This is a genomic window from Streptomyces sp. NPDC044984 (assembly GCF_040646935.1).
GTDB lineage: Bacteria > Actinomycetota > Actinomycetes > Streptomycetales > Streptomycetaceae > Streptomyces.
Genome location: NZ_JBEZBE010000007.1, coordinates 202,297 through 217,610 on the forward strand (window position 1 = coordinate 202,297; position 15,314 = coordinate 217,610).

At 71.1% G+C, this 15,314-nt stretch carries 13 protein-coding genes and 2 pseudogenes; 12 read left to right on the plus strand and 3 right to left on the minus strand.

Annotated elements, in window-relative coordinates:
- Positions 1–14: 14 nt before the first annotated feature.
- Both AB0A94_RS10450 and AB0A94_RS10455 read left to right on the plus strand, forming a co-directional pair.
- Positions 15–1,475, plus strand: a complete 1,461-nt coding sequence (locus AB0A94_RS10450) for an aldehyde dehydrogenase family protein (protein WP_361741802.1) — start codon at positions 15–17, stop codon at positions 1,473–1,475.
- 63 nt (positions 1,476–1,538) lie between these two features.
- Positions 1,539–2,180: a PadR family transcriptional regulator gene (locus AB0A94_RS10455; RefSeq protein WP_361741804.1), complete on the plus strand. Its 642-nt coding sequence runs from the start codon at positions 1,539–1,541 to the stop codon at positions 2,178–2,180.
- Between the two features lie 76 nt (positions 2,181–2,256).
- Here AB0A94_RS10455 and AB0A94_RS10460 read toward each other — a convergent pair.
- Positions 2,257–2,538 (minus strand): annotated as a pseudogene (locus tag AB0A94_RS10460) (hypothetical protein); the annotation flags it as partial.
- Here AB0A94_RS10460 and AB0A94_RS10465 point away from each other — a divergent pair.
- From AB0A94_RS10465 to AB0A94_RS10480, 4 genes and pseudogenes are all read left to right on the plus strand, one after another.
- Positions 2,534–2,730: pseudogene (locus AB0A94_RS10465) on the plus strand (Scr1 family TA system antitoxin-like transcriptional regulator); the annotation flags it as partial. The pseudogenes AB0A94_RS10460 and AB0A94_RS10465 sit on opposite strands and share 5 nt — an antisense overlap.
- Positions 2,723–2,944 carry a DUF397 domain-containing protein gene (locus AB0A94_RS10470; RefSeq protein WP_361741807.1) on the plus strand — a complete coding sequence of 74 codons (222 nt, stop codon included), beginning with the start codon at positions 2,723–2,725 and terminating at the stop codon, positions 2,942–2,944. The pseudogene AB0A94_RS10465 and the gene AB0A94_RS10470, both read left to right, overlap by 8 nt.
- Positions 2,945–3,050: 106 nt before the next feature.
- Complete coding sequence (locus tag AB0A94_RS10475) at positions 3,051–3,812, plus strand: MerR family transcriptional regulator (RefSeq protein WP_361741810.1); 762 nt, start codon at positions 3,051–3,053, stop codon at positions 3,810–3,812.
- A gap of 189 nt (positions 3,813–4,001) precedes the next feature.
- Positions 4,002–4,862 (plus strand): VTT domain-containing protein, encoded by an 861-nt coding sequence (locus tag AB0A94_RS10480; RefSeq protein ID WP_361741813.1) that lies wholly within the window; start codon positions 4,002–4,004, stop codon positions 4,860–4,862.
- Between the two features lie 111 nt (positions 4,863–4,973).
- Here AB0A94_RS10480 and AB0A94_RS10485 read toward each other — a convergent pair whose 3' ends face one another.
- Positions 4,974–6,668 carry a threonine/serine exporter family protein gene (locus tag AB0A94_RS10485; protein ID WP_361741816.1) on the minus strand — a complete coding sequence of 565 codons (1,695 nt, stop codon included), beginning with the start codon at positions 6,666–6,668 and terminating at the stop codon, positions 4,974–4,976.
- Between the two features lie 139 nt (positions 6,669–6,807).
- Positions 6,808–7,299, minus strand: a complete 492-nt coding sequence (locus tag AB0A94_RS10490; protein ID WP_030828087.1) for an inorganic diphosphatase — start codon at positions 7,297–7,299, stop codon at positions 6,808–6,810.
- 79 nt (positions 7,300–7,378) lie between these two features.
- Here AB0A94_RS10490 and dacB point away from each other — a divergent pair, with 79 nt between their 5' ends.
- From dacB to folE, 6 genes are all read left to right on the plus strand, one after another.
- The gene (gene dacB, locus AB0A94_RS10495; RefSeq protein WP_361741819.1) at positions 7,379–9,004 is read left to right on the plus strand and encodes a D-alanyl-D-alanine carboxypeptidase/D-alanyl-D-alanine-endopeptidase; all 1,626 of its coding nucleotides are present in this window, start codon (positions 7,379–7,381) and stop codon (positions 9,002–9,004) included.
- Positions 9,005–9,285: 281 nt separating this feature from the next.
- Complete coding sequence (locus AB0A94_RS10500; protein WP_361741822.1) at positions 9,286–10,419, plus strand: zinc-dependent metalloprotease; 1,134 nt, start codon at positions 9,286–9,288, stop codon at positions 10,417–10,419.
- Positions 10,420–10,612: 193 nt separating this feature from the next.
- Positions 10,613–11,638, plus strand: a complete 1,026-nt coding sequence (tilS, locus tag AB0A94_RS10505) for a tRNA lysidine(34) synthetase TilS (protein ID WP_361741825.1) — start codon at positions 10,613–10,615, stop codon at positions 11,636–11,638.
- Positions 11,639–11,706: 68 nt separating this feature from the next.
- Positions 11,707–12,267, plus strand: coding sequence for a hypoxanthine phosphoribosyltransferase (gene hpt / locus AB0A94_RS10510; protein WP_030224979.1), 561 nt, complete (start codon positions 11,707–11,709; stop codon positions 12,265–12,267).
- Positions 12,268–12,455: 188 nt separating this feature from the next.
- On the plus strand, positions 12,456–14,495 hold the full coding sequence (gene ftsH / locus AB0A94_RS10515; RefSeq protein WP_361741828.1) for an ATP-dependent zinc metalloprotease FtsH: 2,040 nt from the start codon (positions 12,456–12,458) through the stop codon (positions 14,493–14,495).
- A 142-nt stretch (positions 14,496–14,637) separates the two neighbouring features.
- The gene (gene folE, locus AB0A94_RS10520; protein ID WP_361741831.1) at positions 14,638–15,243 is read left to right on the plus strand and encodes a GTP cyclohydrolase I FolE; all 606 of its coding nucleotides are present in this window, start codon (positions 14,638–14,640) and stop codon (positions 15,241–15,243) included.
- Positions 15,244–15,314: the final 71 nt, after the last annotated feature.

Sequence of the window (15,314 nt, forward strand, 5' to 3'; positions counted from 1 at the left end):
GATCGAGGGATCACATGTCGTCGTACTTCACCGACCTGGCTCAGCAGTACATCGACGGTGAGTGGCGCCCGGGCACCGGCTCCTGGGACATCATCGACTTCAACCCGTACGACGACGAGAAGCTCGCGTCGATCACGATAGCCACGGTCGGCGAGGTGGATCAGGCGTACCGGGCGGCCGCCCGCGCGCAGAAGCAGTGGGCGGCGACCAATCCGTACGCGCGCCGCGCGGTGTTCGAGAAGGCGCTCAGACTGGTCGAGGAGCGCGAGGAGGAGATAGCCGCGGCGATCGTCGCCGAGCTCGGCGGCACGCGCCTGAAGGCCGCCTTCGAGCTGCACCTCGCCAAGGAGTTCCTGCGCGAGGCGGTCCACCTGGCGCTGCGCCCCGAGGGCCGGATCGTCCCCTCGCCGGTGGACGGCAAGGAGAACCGCGTCTACCGCGTGCCCGTCGGCGTCGTGGGCGTGATCAGCCCGTTCAACTTCCCCTTCCTGCTCTCCCTCAAGTCGGTCGCCCCCGCGCTCGCGCTCGGCAACGGCGTGGTGCTCAAGCCGCACCAGAACACGCCGGTCGTCGGCGGCTCCCTGGTCGCGAAGATCTTCGAGGACGCGGGCCTGCCCGGCGGCCTGCTCAACGTCGTCATCACCGACATCGCGGAGATCGGCGACGCCTTCCTGGAGCACCCGGTACCGAAGGTCATCTCCTTCACCGGCTCGGACGCGGTCGGCCGTCACGTGGCCACCGTCTGCGCCTCCCTCTTCAAGCGCTCGATCCTCGAACTCGGCGGCAACAGCGCGCTGGTGGTCCTCGACGACGCCGACCTCGACTACGCCGTGGACGCGGCCGTCTTCAGCCGGTACGTCCACCAGGGCCAGGTCTGCATGGCCGCCAACCGCGTCCTGGTCGACCGGTCGGTCGCCGACGAGTTCACCGAGAAGTTCGTCGCCAAGGTCAGGACCCTCAAGGCCGGCGACCCGCGCGACCCGGAGACGGTCATCGGCCCGGTGATCGACTCCCGTCAGGCGGACGCCCTGTCCGGCGTGGTCGAGCAGGCGCTCGCCGAGGGCGCCACCGCCCTGGTCCGGGGCGCGCGCAGGGACAACCTGGTCGAGCCGTCCGTCCTCACCGGCCTGCCCGCGGACTCGGCCCTGCTGCGGCAGGAGGTCTTCGGGCCCGTCGCCTTCCTCGTCCCGTTCGACGGCGAGGAGGAGGCCGTGCGCATCGTCAACGACACCCCGTACGGCCTGAGCGGCGCCGTGCACACCGGCGACATCGAGCGGGGAGTCGCGTTCGCCAAGCGGATCGACACCGGCATGTTCCACGTGAACGACGGCACCGTGCACGACGAGCCGATCGTCCCCTTCGGCGGCGAGAAGCACTCGGGCGTCGGCCGCCTGAACGGCGACACCATGCTGGACGCCTTCACCACGGTGAAGTGGATCTCGGTGCAGCACGGCCGGAGCGGCTTCCCGTTCTGAGCGGGCTCCGAGCGGGCGGGGCAGCCCCCCGGGGCCGGTCCCCGGGGGTCCTAGGCTGGGCACATGTCAGTGATCCGTCTCCTGGTGCTCGGCGCGGTGCGCCAGCACGGGCGGGCCCACGGGTACCAGGTGCGCAACGACCTGGAGTACTGGGGCGCGCACGAGTGGTCCAACGCCAAGCCCGGCTCGATCTACCACGCGCTGAAGCAGATGGCGAAGCAGGGGCTGCTGCACGCGCACGAGATCGCGCCGTCCACGGCCGGCGGTCCGCCGCGCACGGAGTACGAGGTCACCGAGCAGGGCACCGAGGAGTACTTCCGGCTGCTGCGGGAGGCCCTGACCTCCTACGACCAGAAGCCGGACGTGCTGTCGGCGGGGCTCGGACTCATGGTCGACCTGGAGCGCGCGGAGGCCCTCGCGCTCCTCGAGCGGCGGATGCGCGCGATCGGGGAGTGGCGCAAGTCCGTCACCGAGTACTACACGCCCGAGGGCGGCCCCGGCCAGCTGGGCCACATCGGGGAGATCATGGACTTCTGGGTCCACTCCGCCGACACCGGCGCCGAGTGGACCCGGGGGCTCATCGAGCGCATCAGGGACGGCGCCTACACCTTCGCGGGCGAGGGTGAGCCGTTCGTCGGCGTCCTGGCCGAGGGCGAGGAGAACCCGTACGCGTCGGGGGAGCGGCATCCCGGGGACGACCGCTGACCGAGTTCGCCCAATGCGCAGTGAGGTGACCCCAACCGTCCCGATCCGTACCTTCCTTGACGTCCGTGTACACGCGCAGACGGGCGCCCCTGCTCTCCGCGATGCGGCACGCGTCGGTCAGGGACTCGCCCATGCGGGCCAGGAGGTAGCGGAGCTGGACGGCGCTCACGGGCTCGTCGTCGTGGAGCATGTCGGCGAGGTGGGCGAGCAGATCGGCGGCCATGCCGAGCTGGACGCCCTCGACGATGTCGGCGGCCCGGGAGAGGCGTCCGCCGCCGTCGCTCAGGAGGTAGCAGGGCTTGCCTTCGGGGCTCGGCCGGGGCAGGAGGCGGGCGGGGGTGAGGGCGTGGTGTGTCACGCTGATGTCCTTCGAGGATCAGCCACCGTCGGCGTACTCGGAGGGCGTCCAGGTGGGCAAGGTGCACGACTCTCCGTCTGTGGTCACGCGCCTTGAGGGGCCTACGATCCGGCACTGAGCGACGCGCTGCCGCTCAAGGAGTCCACCGCCATGATGCAGGCGATCGCGAAGGAGTGCAGACGTTGTGACTGAGTCCCTCATAGCGGATGGCGCCCTGCTGGACGGCCGGCGGAAGTCGTCGTACAGCGGCCCCGAGGCAGGCAGCTGCCTCGAAGTGCTGGATGGTCACCCCGCGGGGGTCCCCGTGCGCTACTCCAAGGACCCCCAGGGACCCGCTGTGATCGTCCCGGCGTCCGCGTGGTCGGCGTTCGTCACGGCGGTCAGGGGCGGCGGCTTCCCCTTCTGACCGCCTGCGCGGCCCCACCGCTCCTCCGCGGACGAATCGGTAACCGGCTTGCACCTCACGTCGCGTGAGGACCCAGGCTGGAGCGCGTACCGAGAAGGGAGCGGAAGTGAGCTACTCCGTGGGACAGGTGTCCGGCTTCGCCGGCGTCACCGTGCGCACCCTGCACCACTACGACGACATCGGCCTGCTCGTCCCGAGCGAGCGCAGCCACGCGGGGCACCGGCGCTACGGCGACGCCGACCTCGACCGGCTGCAGCAGATCCTGTTCTACCGCGAGCTCGGCTTCCCGCTCGACGAGGTCGCCGTCCTGCTCGACGACCCGGACGCGGACCCGCGCGCGCACCTGCGCCGGCAGCACGACCTGCTGACCGCCCGGATCGAGAGGCTGCAGAAGATGGCGGCGGCCGTGGAGCACGCCATGGAGGCACGCAGTATGGGCATCAACCTCACGCCCGAGGAGAAGTTCGAGGTCTTCGGTGACTTCGACCCCGACCAGTACCAGGAGGAGGTCCAGGAGCGCTGGGGCGACACCGACGCCTACCGCCAGTCGCAGCAGCGGGCCGCCTCGTACACCAAGGAGGACTGGCAGCGCATCCAGAACGAGGCCGACGAGCTCACCCGGCGCTTCGTCGCCCTCATGGAGGCAGGTGAGCCCGCCGGCTCCGAGGCGGCCATGGACGCCGCCGAGGACCACCGGCAGGGGATCGCCCGCAACCACTACGACTGCGGGTACGAGATGCACACCTGCCTGGGCGAGATGTACGTCTCGGACGAACGTTTCACGCGGAACATCGACGCCGCCAAGCCGGGCCTCGCCGCCTACATGCGCGACGCGATCCTCGCGAACGCCGTCCGGCACACCGCCTGAGCGTCGTGGCCCGGCTCACACCCGGGCCACGACCAGCGCGTATTCCGTACGGCACCGGCTCACAGCTTTCTCCGGGGCGGAGGACAGGGCATCCTGGGTACCCCCGCGGAACCTGGGCCCCGACGACTGCGTTCATAATTTGGGCAGTCAGCCCAGCCCTTGACCCCCAGCTGCAGGAGCCACATCCCCGTGACCACGCTTGCGCTCGGCCCTGAGTGGCTGAGCCCGGACTACCTGATCGAGACCTTCAGCCTCCCCGGCATCCTGCTGATCGTCTTCGCGGAGTCCGGACTCTTCGCGTTCCTGCCCGGTGACTCCCTGCTGTTCACGGCGGGTCTCTTCGTGGCCGAGGGCAACTACATCAGCCAGCCGCTGTGGCTGGTGTGCACGCTGATCGTGCTGGCCGCCGTCATCGGCGACCAGGTCGGTTACATGATCGGCAAGTTCTTCGGACCCAAGCTGTTCAACCGGCCGAACTCCAAGCTCTTCAAACAGGAGAACCTGGAGAAGGCGCACGAGTTCATGGAGAAGTACGGCCCCAAGGCGATCGTCCTGGCCCGCTTCGTCCCGATCGTGCGCACGTTCGCCCCCATCGTGGCGGGCGCCGGCCGCATGAAGTACCGCACGTTCTTCACGTACAACCTCATCGGCGGTGTCGCCTGGGGCTGCGGTGTCACCGTCGCCGGTTACTGGCTCGGCCAGATCGAGCTCATCAAGAGCAACATCGAGCCGATCCTCATCCTGATCGTCTTCATCTCCGTGGTGCCGATCATCGTCGAGTACCTGCGCGAGCGCGGGAAGAAGAAGCGCGCCGCCGCCGAGACCCCGGCCGCCGCCCCCGCCCCGCAGCAGCCCCAGTACCCGGTCATGGACGACGCCACGACCCAGCTGCGCCGCATCACCCCGGCCGCTCCGCAGCATCCCCAGCAGCAGCACTACGGCAACCAGGGGTACCCCCAGCAGGGCTACCAGCAGCAGCCCCAGCAGCCGTACGGCAACGACCAGTACTACGACCAGAACCAGCAGCAGCCCTACAACCGGGGCTACTGAAGCGCCCCCGAGGGGCGCGGGGAACCGCGCGACGAACCCCCACCGGCCCGCGGCCGCCCACGCGCACGAGGCCCCGAGCCGGATGGCGCCGGGACCCGAAGGGCGCCCGCGCTAGAAGCCCCGCGTCCGCTTCGCCGCCCGCCGCTTCTCCGCGGACCCGATCCGCAGGAAGATCCGCGAGATCTCCGACCCGAGGTTCACCCCGATCGCGATGGCCATGGCCAGCGCCACGGCCTTCGTGAGGGACGTCAGCCCCGAGTCGACCTCGTTCTGGGCGATGCCCAGCAGGCCGAAGTACGTGGCGGAACCGGGCAGCAGCGGCCCGATCGCCGCCGTGGTGTACGGCAGCGCGGACGCGAACCGGTACCGGGCCAGCAACTGCCCGAACAGGCCCACGAGGCCCGCCGCCGCGGTCGTGGAGACCACCGGCGAGATGTCGCCGGTGTAGTGCATCGCGCCGTACACCACCCAGGCCACCCCGCCGTTCAGGGTCGCCATCAGCACGGTGGACCGTTCCTGCTGGAGCAGCACCGCGAAGGCCAGGGACAGCAGCATCGACGCGGCGATCTGCCACAGCGGGTCGTCGGAGACGCCGAGCGCCGCGTCCGGGTTCAGCCTGGCGCCCAGCTGCACGCCGAAGTACAGCACCGTCAGCACCCCGGCCACGATGCCCACGAAGAAGTACAGGACCTCCAGCAGACGCGCCGACGCCGTGATGTAGAAGCCGGTCAGGCCGTCCTGCACGCCGGCCACCAGCGCCCGCCCGGGCAGCAGCGCGAACAGCCCACCGGTGATCACGGCGGACGCCTTCACGTCCGCGTGCGCCAGCGTCAGCGCCACCCCGATCGCGGCCGGCGGCATCGCGGCCACCGTGAACTGGTAGAACTCCGGCAGTCCGCGCCCCGCGCACAGCCAGGCCAGCCGGTCGCCGAGCATCGCGCCGATCGCGGCCGACACGAACACCAGGAAGCCACCGCCGACGAGCACCGACGCCGCCCCCGCGAGCAGCCCGCTCGCCGCGGTCAGCGCCCAGCCGGGGTACGGATGCCGGTTGCGGCGGATCTCCGCCAGCCGGCGGTAGGCCTCCTCCAGGGAGACGTGCGCCTCGTCGTCGCTGAGGTCGTCCACCAGCCGGTAGACGGCCGCCAGCCGGGTGTAGTCGGGGCTGCGGCGCCGCACCGTGCGCGACGCGGTCACCGGGTCGTCGACCAGGGACGGCTGGTGGGAGATCGACAGCAGGGTGAAGGTGACGTTGGGCTCGCAGCGGTCCAGGCCGTAGGAGCGGCACACGGCGAACATCGCCGCCTCCACGTCCTCGGCGCCCTCGCCGCCCGCCAGCAGCAGCTCGCCGATGCGCAGGGTCAGGTCGAGCACGCGCGGCACGGCCGGCCCGGCCTCGTCGTGCCGCTGCACCGGCTCCGGCGCCGGCCGCTCGGTCACCGGCATGCGCAGCATGGTGCGCATCCGGTCCTGCCACGGCACGTCCTTGGCCAGGCTGACCAGCGGGATCCCGCTCGCCGGGGTGAACGCCGCCGGCTGCTTCGCGCTGTAGGTGCTCGGCGTGCTGAACGCCGACCCCTCCGTCCCGTCCGGGGGCGGCGGGGACACCTCCAGGCCGTCCGGAACGGCGAACTCGGAGGTCGTCTCGGACTCCGTACCGGTCGCCGGGACGGCCAGCCCCTCGGGGACGGCGAACTCGGAGGTCGTCGACGACTCACCCTCGGCCGGCGCCGCGACACCGGAGGGAGGCGTGAACGCGCTCCTCGCCTCGTCCGACTGCGGCTTGCGGTCCTCCGCGTCCCTCACCTGCTCCGCTCTCCCTTTACGACACCGTCCCCGTAAGCCCGTCCGTGAACCTGCCCCGTACAGGCTCAGTATGCGCACGCACAGCAGAACGGGCCGCACGCGCGCGTGCGGCCCGTTCTGCGTCCGGCAGCGGGAGGGCTCAGTGGCCGCCCGTCTCCTTGAAACGCTTGTAGGACCGCTCGATCTCCGCCTCGGCGTCCACCCGGCCGACCCAGTTGGCGCCCTCGACCGACTTGCCCGGCTCCAGGTCCTTGTAGACCTCGAAGAAGTGCTGGATCTCCAGGCGGTCGAACTCGGACACGTGGTGGATGTCCCGCAGGTGCTCCACGCGCGGGTCCGTCGACGGGACGCACAGCAGCTTGTCGTCGCCGCCGGCCTCGTCCGTCATCCGGAACATGCCGATCGCGCGGCAGCGGATCAGGCAGCCCGGGAACGTCGGCTCGTCCAGGATGACCAGCGCGTCCAGCGGGTCGCCGTCCTCGCCGAGGGTGTTCTCGACGAAGCCGTAGTCGGTCGGGTAGGCGGTCGAGGTGAAGAGCCGACGGTCCAGGCGGATCCGACCCGTCTCGTGGTCCACCTCGTACTTGTTCCGCGAACCCTTCGGGATCTCGATCGTGACGTCGAACTCCACCGGACGCTCCTCCATGATCAGCACATAGTTCTGGTGATTAAGTGTCCCTCACGCAGATGTGTGATCGCGAAAGGGGCTGGTGGTCGTGCCAGAGCTGAGGCCTTGGCGGGCCGCGGGACCGCATGTCGCGCGGATCGCGGACGCCGTACGGCCGCGTCTCGCCCGGGCCGCGGAGACCGTACGGCCGCGTCTGGCGCGCGTCGCCGCGGCCGTCGGGCCACGGTCCGCGCGGCCGGACCGGCCGGGATCACCGCGGGTCCCGCGGGTCGCGCGGCCGAAGACCTGGCAGTTCACCGCGACCGCCGCCACCGCCGGTCTGGCGCTGTCCGCGGGTGTGGTGACCGCCGCCGGTCCCTGGGACTCCTCGGGTCAGCGTACGGCCGAGCGGGACCGGGCCGTGGCCATGGAAGCCGCGCGTGGCGCAGATCACGGCGGCACCCGCGCGCACGCCGGTACGCCGCCCCGCGGATCCCAGGCCGTCCCGCCGGCCGTCTCCGTGCTCACCGGCCTCGGCGGCACCGCCACCACCGTGAAGTCGGCGCCCGGCGGCGAGGCCCTCGGCGCCGTCCTCGACCCGCTGCTGAGGGATCCCGCGCTCGGCAGTCGTTCCGTCGCCGTGGTCGACGTGGCCACCGGCGAACGGCTCTACGGCACCGGCTCCGGGAAGGCGCTCACTCCCGCCTCGACCACCAAGATCGCCACCGCCGTCGCCGCGCTCTCCGCGATGGGCGCCGACCACCGCCTCACCACCCGCGCGGTGTACGAACCCGACACCGAGGAGGTCGTCCTGGTCGGCGGCGGCGACCCCACGCTCACCGCGCGGAAGGACGCCGGGGGACTCGCGAGCCTGCGCGACCTCGCCGAGCGCACCGCCGCCGCCCTGGCCAAGCGCGGGGTGCGCGAGGTGACGCTGTCGTACGACACGACCCTCTACAAGGGCACCACGATCCACCCGATCGGGGTCAACCCGAACATCGCGGCCGTCACCCCCCTCATGGTCGACGAGGCCCGCACCGACAACTCCACCAGCGGCCCGGCGCCGCGGGTCGCGGATCCGGCGGCCGACGCCGCGCGGACGTTCGGCGACCTGCTGAAGGAACACGGGGTCAGGGCCACGCCGCCCGGTCCGTCGAAGGCCACCACCCGCGCCTCCACCCTCGCCACGGTCTCCTCGCCCCCGCTGGCCGTCCTCGTCGAGCGGATGCTGACCAACAGCGACAACGACCTCGCCGAGGCCCTCGCCCGCCACACCGCCCTGGCCACCGGCGAGAGCGCCGACTTCGCCGGCGCCGGCGCGGCGATCACCGCCCGCCTGAAGCAGCTCGGGCTGTCTCCGAAGGGCGTGGACGTCAAGGACGGCAGCGGCCTCGACCGACGCGACAAACTCACCGCCGATCTCCTCACCGCCCTGCTCGTCAAGGCCGGCGACCCGGCCCACCCCGAGCTGCGCCCCGCCCTCACCGGCCTGCCCGTCGCCGGCTTCACCGGCACCCTCGCCGGCCGCTACACCGACGGCGCGGCCGGCGTCGTACGCGCCAAGACCGGCACGCTCACCGGCGTGAACACCCTGGCGGGCACGGTCGTCGACAAGGACGGCCGCCTCCTGGCCTTCGCCTTCCTGGCCAACGGCACCACCGCCCCCACGGCAGCCCAGTCCGCCCTGGACAAGGCGGCCACGGCGCTGGCGGCGTGCGGCTGCCGCTGACCCTTGAGGGGCGCGGGGCTGTGCCGATGCGCGGCTCCGCCGCGTGGGCGCGAAGGGGGCCTGGGGGCGAAGCCCCGAGGACGACGGGGGTACCTCCCGCTCGAGCGAAACCGGGAGTGGGGGAGGGAGGGGGCGGCGGGGGCGAGGAACCGGAGACACGACGAACGGCCCGCACCCGGCCGCCGCGCGTCCGGGGCCGGTGACCGGCCACCCCCGCCTCCGTCCACCCCCGCCACCTCGCCACCCTGCCCCGAGCCGGACCACTCACGTACCGTTGACGCATGACGAGCATCGGTGGTGCTGCCTCCTCCGGGATGATCGACTGGAATCTCGCGGTCGCGACCGCGACCCGGCTCATGCGGCCGGGCCCCGACGTGAGCCGCGACGAGGCCCGGGCCGTCGTCGCGGAACTGCGCCGGCACGCGAAGGCCTCGGAGGAACACGTCCGGGGCTTCACTCGTCTGGGCACCGAGGAGACCCACGACACTCCCGTCCTCGTCGTCGACCGCCCCGGCTGGGTCCGGGCCAACGTCGCCGGCTTCCGCGAACTGCTCAAACCGCTCCTCGACAAGATGCAGGAACGGCGCGGCACCGGCCCCGGCAACGTGGTCCTCGGCGCCGTCGGCGGCAAGGTCACCGGCGTGGAACTGGGCATGCTGCTGTCCTTCCTCGCCTCCCGCGTCCTCGGCCAGTACGAGACCTTCGCCCCCGCCACCCGCGACCTCCCGGCCGGCGCGAACGGCGCGGGACGGTTGCTGCTCGTCGCCCCCAACATCGTTCACGTCGAACGCGAACTCGACGTCGAGCCGCACGACTTCCGCCTGTGGGTGACCCTCCACGAGGAGACCCACCGCACCCAGTTCACCGCCGTGCCCTGGCTGCGGGACCACCTGGAGGGGGAGATCCAGTCGTTCCTGGGGGAGACCGACGTCGATCCCATGACCGTCCTGGAACGCGTCCGCGAAGCCGCCCAGTCCCTCGTCGGCGGCCGCCCCGAGGGCGAGGAGGGGGACGACGGACACTCCCTCGTCGAACTCGTGCAGACGCCCGCCCAGCGCGAGATCCTCGGTCGTCTCACGGCCGTGATGTCCCTCCTGGAGGGCCACGCCGACTTCGTGATGGACGGCGTCGGCCCCCAGGTCGTGCCGAGCGTCGCCGAGATCCGGGAGAAGTTCCAGCAGCGCCGCGCCAAGGGCGCCTCCCGCCTGGACATGGCCCTGCGCAAGCTGCTCGGCCTGGACGCCAAACTCCGTCAGTACCGCGACGGCGAACGCTTCGTGCGGGCCGTCGTCGAGGAGGTCGGCATGGACGGCTTCAACCGGGTGTGGACCTCGCCCAACACGCTCCCCACCAAGGCGGAGATCGCCAAACCGGCGGACTGGATCACACGGGTGCACCGCAAACCGGAAGCCTGAGCCCCGCGCACCGTCATGCGCCGCACACGGCCGACGGCAGACAAACGCCCCTTCAATCACCCGTCCGAGGGACCGTGAGCCCTGAGTAGGCGTGCAATGCTCGGGGAACGGCCCGGTTCTGTCACCATCTACACACTCTGAGTGACCGAACCTCGGGCTCAACCCCCCGACAATTTCATGAAGGGAACCGGACATGGGTCCCCATCCTGCGGTCGCGGCGATACGCCTGGCGGTCCGCCGCGTCCTGAACGACATCCTCGACGACCACGGCCGAGCCCCCGGCCGCACACCGCACGAGCGGCCCCCCTCACCGCTCGTGCTCGTGGCCTGCTCCGGCGGCGCGGACTCCATGGCGCTCGCCTCCGCCCTCGCCTTCGAAGCCCCCCGCCTCGGCGTCCGCGCCGGCGGCGTCACCGTCGACCACGGCCTCCAGACGGGTTCCGACCTGCGCGCCGCCGAAGTCGTCTCGCGCCTGCGCGAACTCGGCCTCGACCCCGTCGAGTCCGTCGCGGTCACCGTCGGCCGCGACGGCGGACCCGAGGCCGCCGCCCGGGACGCCCGCTACGCCGCCCTGGACGCCGCCGCCGAACGGCACGGCGCCGCCGCCGTCCTGCTCGGCCACACCCGCGACGACCAGGCCGAGACCGTCCTGCTCGGCCTCGCCCGCGGCTCCGGCATCCGCTCCCTGTCCGGAATGGCCGCGGTCTCGGGGGCCGGCGGCCGTTACCGGCGCCCCTTCCTCCAGCTCGACCGGCAGACCGCCCGCAAGGCCTGCATGGTCCAGTCCCTGCCCGTCTGGGACGACCCGCACAACGCCGACCCCGCCTACACCCGCTCCCGGCTCCGCCACGAGGGCCTGCCCGCCCTGGAGAAGGCCCTCGGCAAGGGCGTCGTCGAGGCCCTCGCCCGTACGGCCCAGCTCTCCCGTGACGACGCCGACGCCCTCGACGCCTGGGCCGGCCGGGCCGAGGCGGGCGTCCGCGACGCCGACGGCCGACTGGAGTGCGCCGCACTGCACGACCTGCCGCCCGCCGTGCGCCGCCGTGTGCTGCGCCGCGCCGCCATCGAGGCCGGCGCGCCGGCCGGTTCGCTGTTCGCCCGCCACATCGAGGAGGTCGACCGGCTGATCACCGGCTGGCGCGGCCAGGGGGCCATCAACCTCCCCGGCCGGGTCGTCGCCCGCCGGCAGGGTGGCAGACTGGTGATTCGGCAGGGCTGAATCCGGACCCCACCGACCCGTACGAGCCGCGGGACGGACCGGACCGGCCGGTGGGACGACCGAAAGTGATGCGGGTGGACGCGAAAGACATGGGTGCCGACCTCGAGAAGGTGCTCATCACCAAGGAAGAGATCGACGCCAAGCTGGTGGAGCTGGCCGCGAAGATCGACGCGGAGTACGCGGGCAAGGACCTGCTGATCGTCGGCGTGCTCAAGGGCGCGGTGATGGTGATGGCGGACCTCGCGAGGGCGCTGTCCACCCCCGTCACGATGGACTGGATGGCCGTGTCCTCGTACGGGGCGGGCACCCAGTCCTCCGGTGTGGTGCGGATCCTCAAGGACCTCGACACCGACATCAAGGGCCGGCACGTCCTGATCGTCGAGGACATCATCGACTCCGGACTGACCCTGTCCTGGCTGATCTCCAACCTCGGCTCGCGCGAGCCCGCCTCCCTCAAGGTGTGCACGCTGCTGCGCAAGCCCGATGCCGCCAAGGTCGCCATCGACGTGGAATGGGCCGGCTTCGACATCCCCAACGAGTTCGTCGTCGGCTACGGCCTCGACTACGCCGAGAAGTACCGCAACCTCCCGTTCGTCGGTACGCTCGCGCCCCACGTCTACGGCGGCTGAACCCGGGGACCCGGTCCGCCGTACGGTGATCGGGAACCCCGGCGGGCTCCGCGGCGTTGGAGCATGCGTGGACGCGATTGCCGGCTGTCCCCCGCAGCTTCGGGGGACAATGCTGGGGTACCGTCCGAAGAACAGTCTTTATCAAACTCACTATGGCAGGAGGGACGGGGCGGCACCGCTCCGTATGGATGGACGTGAAGCGATACTTCCGTGGGCCGGTCATGTGGATCGTGCTGGCCGTCCTCGCCGTGGTCGTGTTGATGCAGGTCGTCGGCTCGTCCGGCGGCTACAAGACGGTGGACACCGGCGAGGTCGTCCAGGCGATCAACGAGAACAAGGTCGAGTCGGCCAAGCTGACCACCGGTGACGAGCAGACCATCAAGGTCCAGCTCAAGGACGGCGTCGAGGTCAAGGACAGCTCGAAGATCCAGGCGAGCTACATCGGCGACCAGGGCGTCACCATCGCCAGCACCCTGCAGGACAAGTTCCAGAACAAGCAGATCCCGGACGGCTACACGGTCTCGCCGTCCAAGCAGAACCCGTTCGTGAGCATTCTGCTGTCCCTGCTGCCCTTCGTCCTCATCGTGGTCGTCTTCCTGTTCCTGATGAACCAGATGCAGGGCGGCGGCTCCCGCGTCATGAACTTCGGCAAGTCCAAGGCGAAGCTCATCACCAAGGACACCCCGAAGACGACGTTCGCCGACGTCGCGGGATCGGACGAGGCGGTGGAGGAGCTCCACGAGATCAAGGAGTTCCTGCAGGAGCCGGCGAAGTTCCAGGCCGTCGGGGCGAAGATCCCCAAGGGCGTCCTGCTCTACGGCCCGCCCGGTACGGGCAAGACCCTCCTCGCGCGCGCCGTAGCGGGCGAGGCCGGTGTGCCGTTCTACTCGATCTCCGGTTCCGACTTCGTCGAGATGTTCGTCGGTGTCGGTGCCTCCCGGGTCCGCGACCTGTTCGAGCAGGCCAAGGCCAACGCCCCCGCGATCGTCTTCGTCGACGAGATCGACGCGGTCGGCCGCCACCGCGGCGCCGGCCTCGGCGGTGGTCACGACGAGCGCGAGCAGACCCTGAACCAGCTCCTCGTGGAGATGGACGGCTTCGACGTCAAGGGCGGCGTGATCCTCATCGCCGCGACGAACCGGCCCGACATCCTCGACCCGGCGCTGCTGCGTCCCGGCCGCTTCGACCGCCAGATCGCGGTCGACCGCCCCGACATGCAGGGCCGCCTCGAGATCCTCAAGGTGCACCAGAAGGGCAAGCCGGTCGCCCCGGACGTCGACCTCTCGGCCGTCGCCCGCCGCACCCCCGGCATGACCGGTGCCGACCTGGCCAACGTGCTCAACGAGGCCGCGCTGCTGACCGCGCGCAGCGATCAGAAGCTGATCGACAACAAGATGCTGGACGAGGCGATCGACCGTGTGGTCGCGGGCCCGCAGAAGCGGACCCGGATCATGTCGGACAAGGAGAAGAAGATCACTGCGTACCACGAGGGCGGACACGCCCTGGTCGCGGCGGCCTCCCCGAACTCCGACCCCGTCCACAAGATCACGATCCTCTCCCGGGGCCGTGCCCTCGGCTACACGATGGTGCTCCCGGACGAGGACAAGTACTCGACCACGCGTAACGAGATGCTGGACCAGCTCGCCTACATGCTGGGCGGTCGCGCGGCTGAGGAGCTCGTCTTCCACGACCCGACCACCGGTGCCGCCAACGACATCGAGAAGGCCACCGGTGTGGCCCGCGCGATGGTCACGCAGTACGGCATGACCGAGCGCCTCGGTGCGATCAAGTTCGGCGGGGACAACACCGAGCCGTTCCTCGGGCGTGAGATGGCCCACCAGCGCGACTACTCGGAGGAGGTCGCCGCGCTGGTCGACGAAGAGGTCAAGAAGCTCATCGAGACCGCGCACAACGAGGCGTGGGAGATCCTCGTCGAGAACCGTGACGTCCTCGACAACCTGGTCCTGGCCCTCCTGGAGCGGGAGACGCTGGGCAAGGAGGAGATCGCCGAGATCTTCGCGCCGATCGTCAAGCGCCCGCCCAGGCCCGCCTGGACCGGCTCCTCCCGCCGTACGCCGTCCACCCGCCCGCCGGTCCTCTCCCCCAAGGAGCTGGCCCTGACGAACGGGGCGAACGGCGCGACGCCGGCCATCACCACCGCCAAGAGCACCGCGGCGGACCCCGCCCCGGCGCCGGAGCGGACCGCGGAGGAACGCCCCGAGAGCTGATCCCGAGGCTCCCGGTGGCCCCACCGGGCCCGGAATGGATGCCGCGCCCCCCTGGTTCTAGCCTGGGGGGCGCGGCATTTCACGTACCCGCAGTTGAGACGCTTGCCCCTCACGCGTGAAGACACAGGAACGAGGCACCCACATGACCGACCCCGTGACGCTGGACGGCATGGCCCCCATCGGAGAGTTCGACGAGAAGCGGGCCGAGAACGCCGTACGCGAACTCCTGATCGCGGTCGGCGAGGACCCGGACCGGGAGGGCCTGCTGGAGACTCCGACGCGGGTGGCGCGGGCGTACCGGGAGATATTCGCGGGGTTGTGGCAGAAGCCCGAGGACGTGCTGACGACGACGTTCGACCTCGGTCACGACGAGATGGTGCTGGTCAAGGACATCGAGGTGTACTCGACCTGTGAGCACCATCTGGTGCCGTTCCGGGGCGTGGCGCACGTCGGGTACATCCCGGCCACCAGCGGCAAGATCACGGGACTGTCCAAGCTGGCCCGGCTGGTGGACGTCTACGCCCGCCGCCCGCAGGTGCAGGAACGGCTCACCACGCAGATCGCGGACTCCCTGATGGAGATCCTGGAGCCGCGCGGGGTGATCGTGGTCGTGGAGTGCGAGCACATGTGCATGTCGATGCGCGGGATCCGCAAGCCCGGCGCGAAGACCCTCACCTCGGCCGTACGCGGTCAGCTGCGGGACGCGGCGACGCGCAACGAGGCGATGAGCCTGATCATGGCGCGCTGACGCGACGTGCGTCACACGCCGACGCGGTCGCGCCCCACACCCAGGGCTGGTGGTGCGGTCGCGCCCGACGC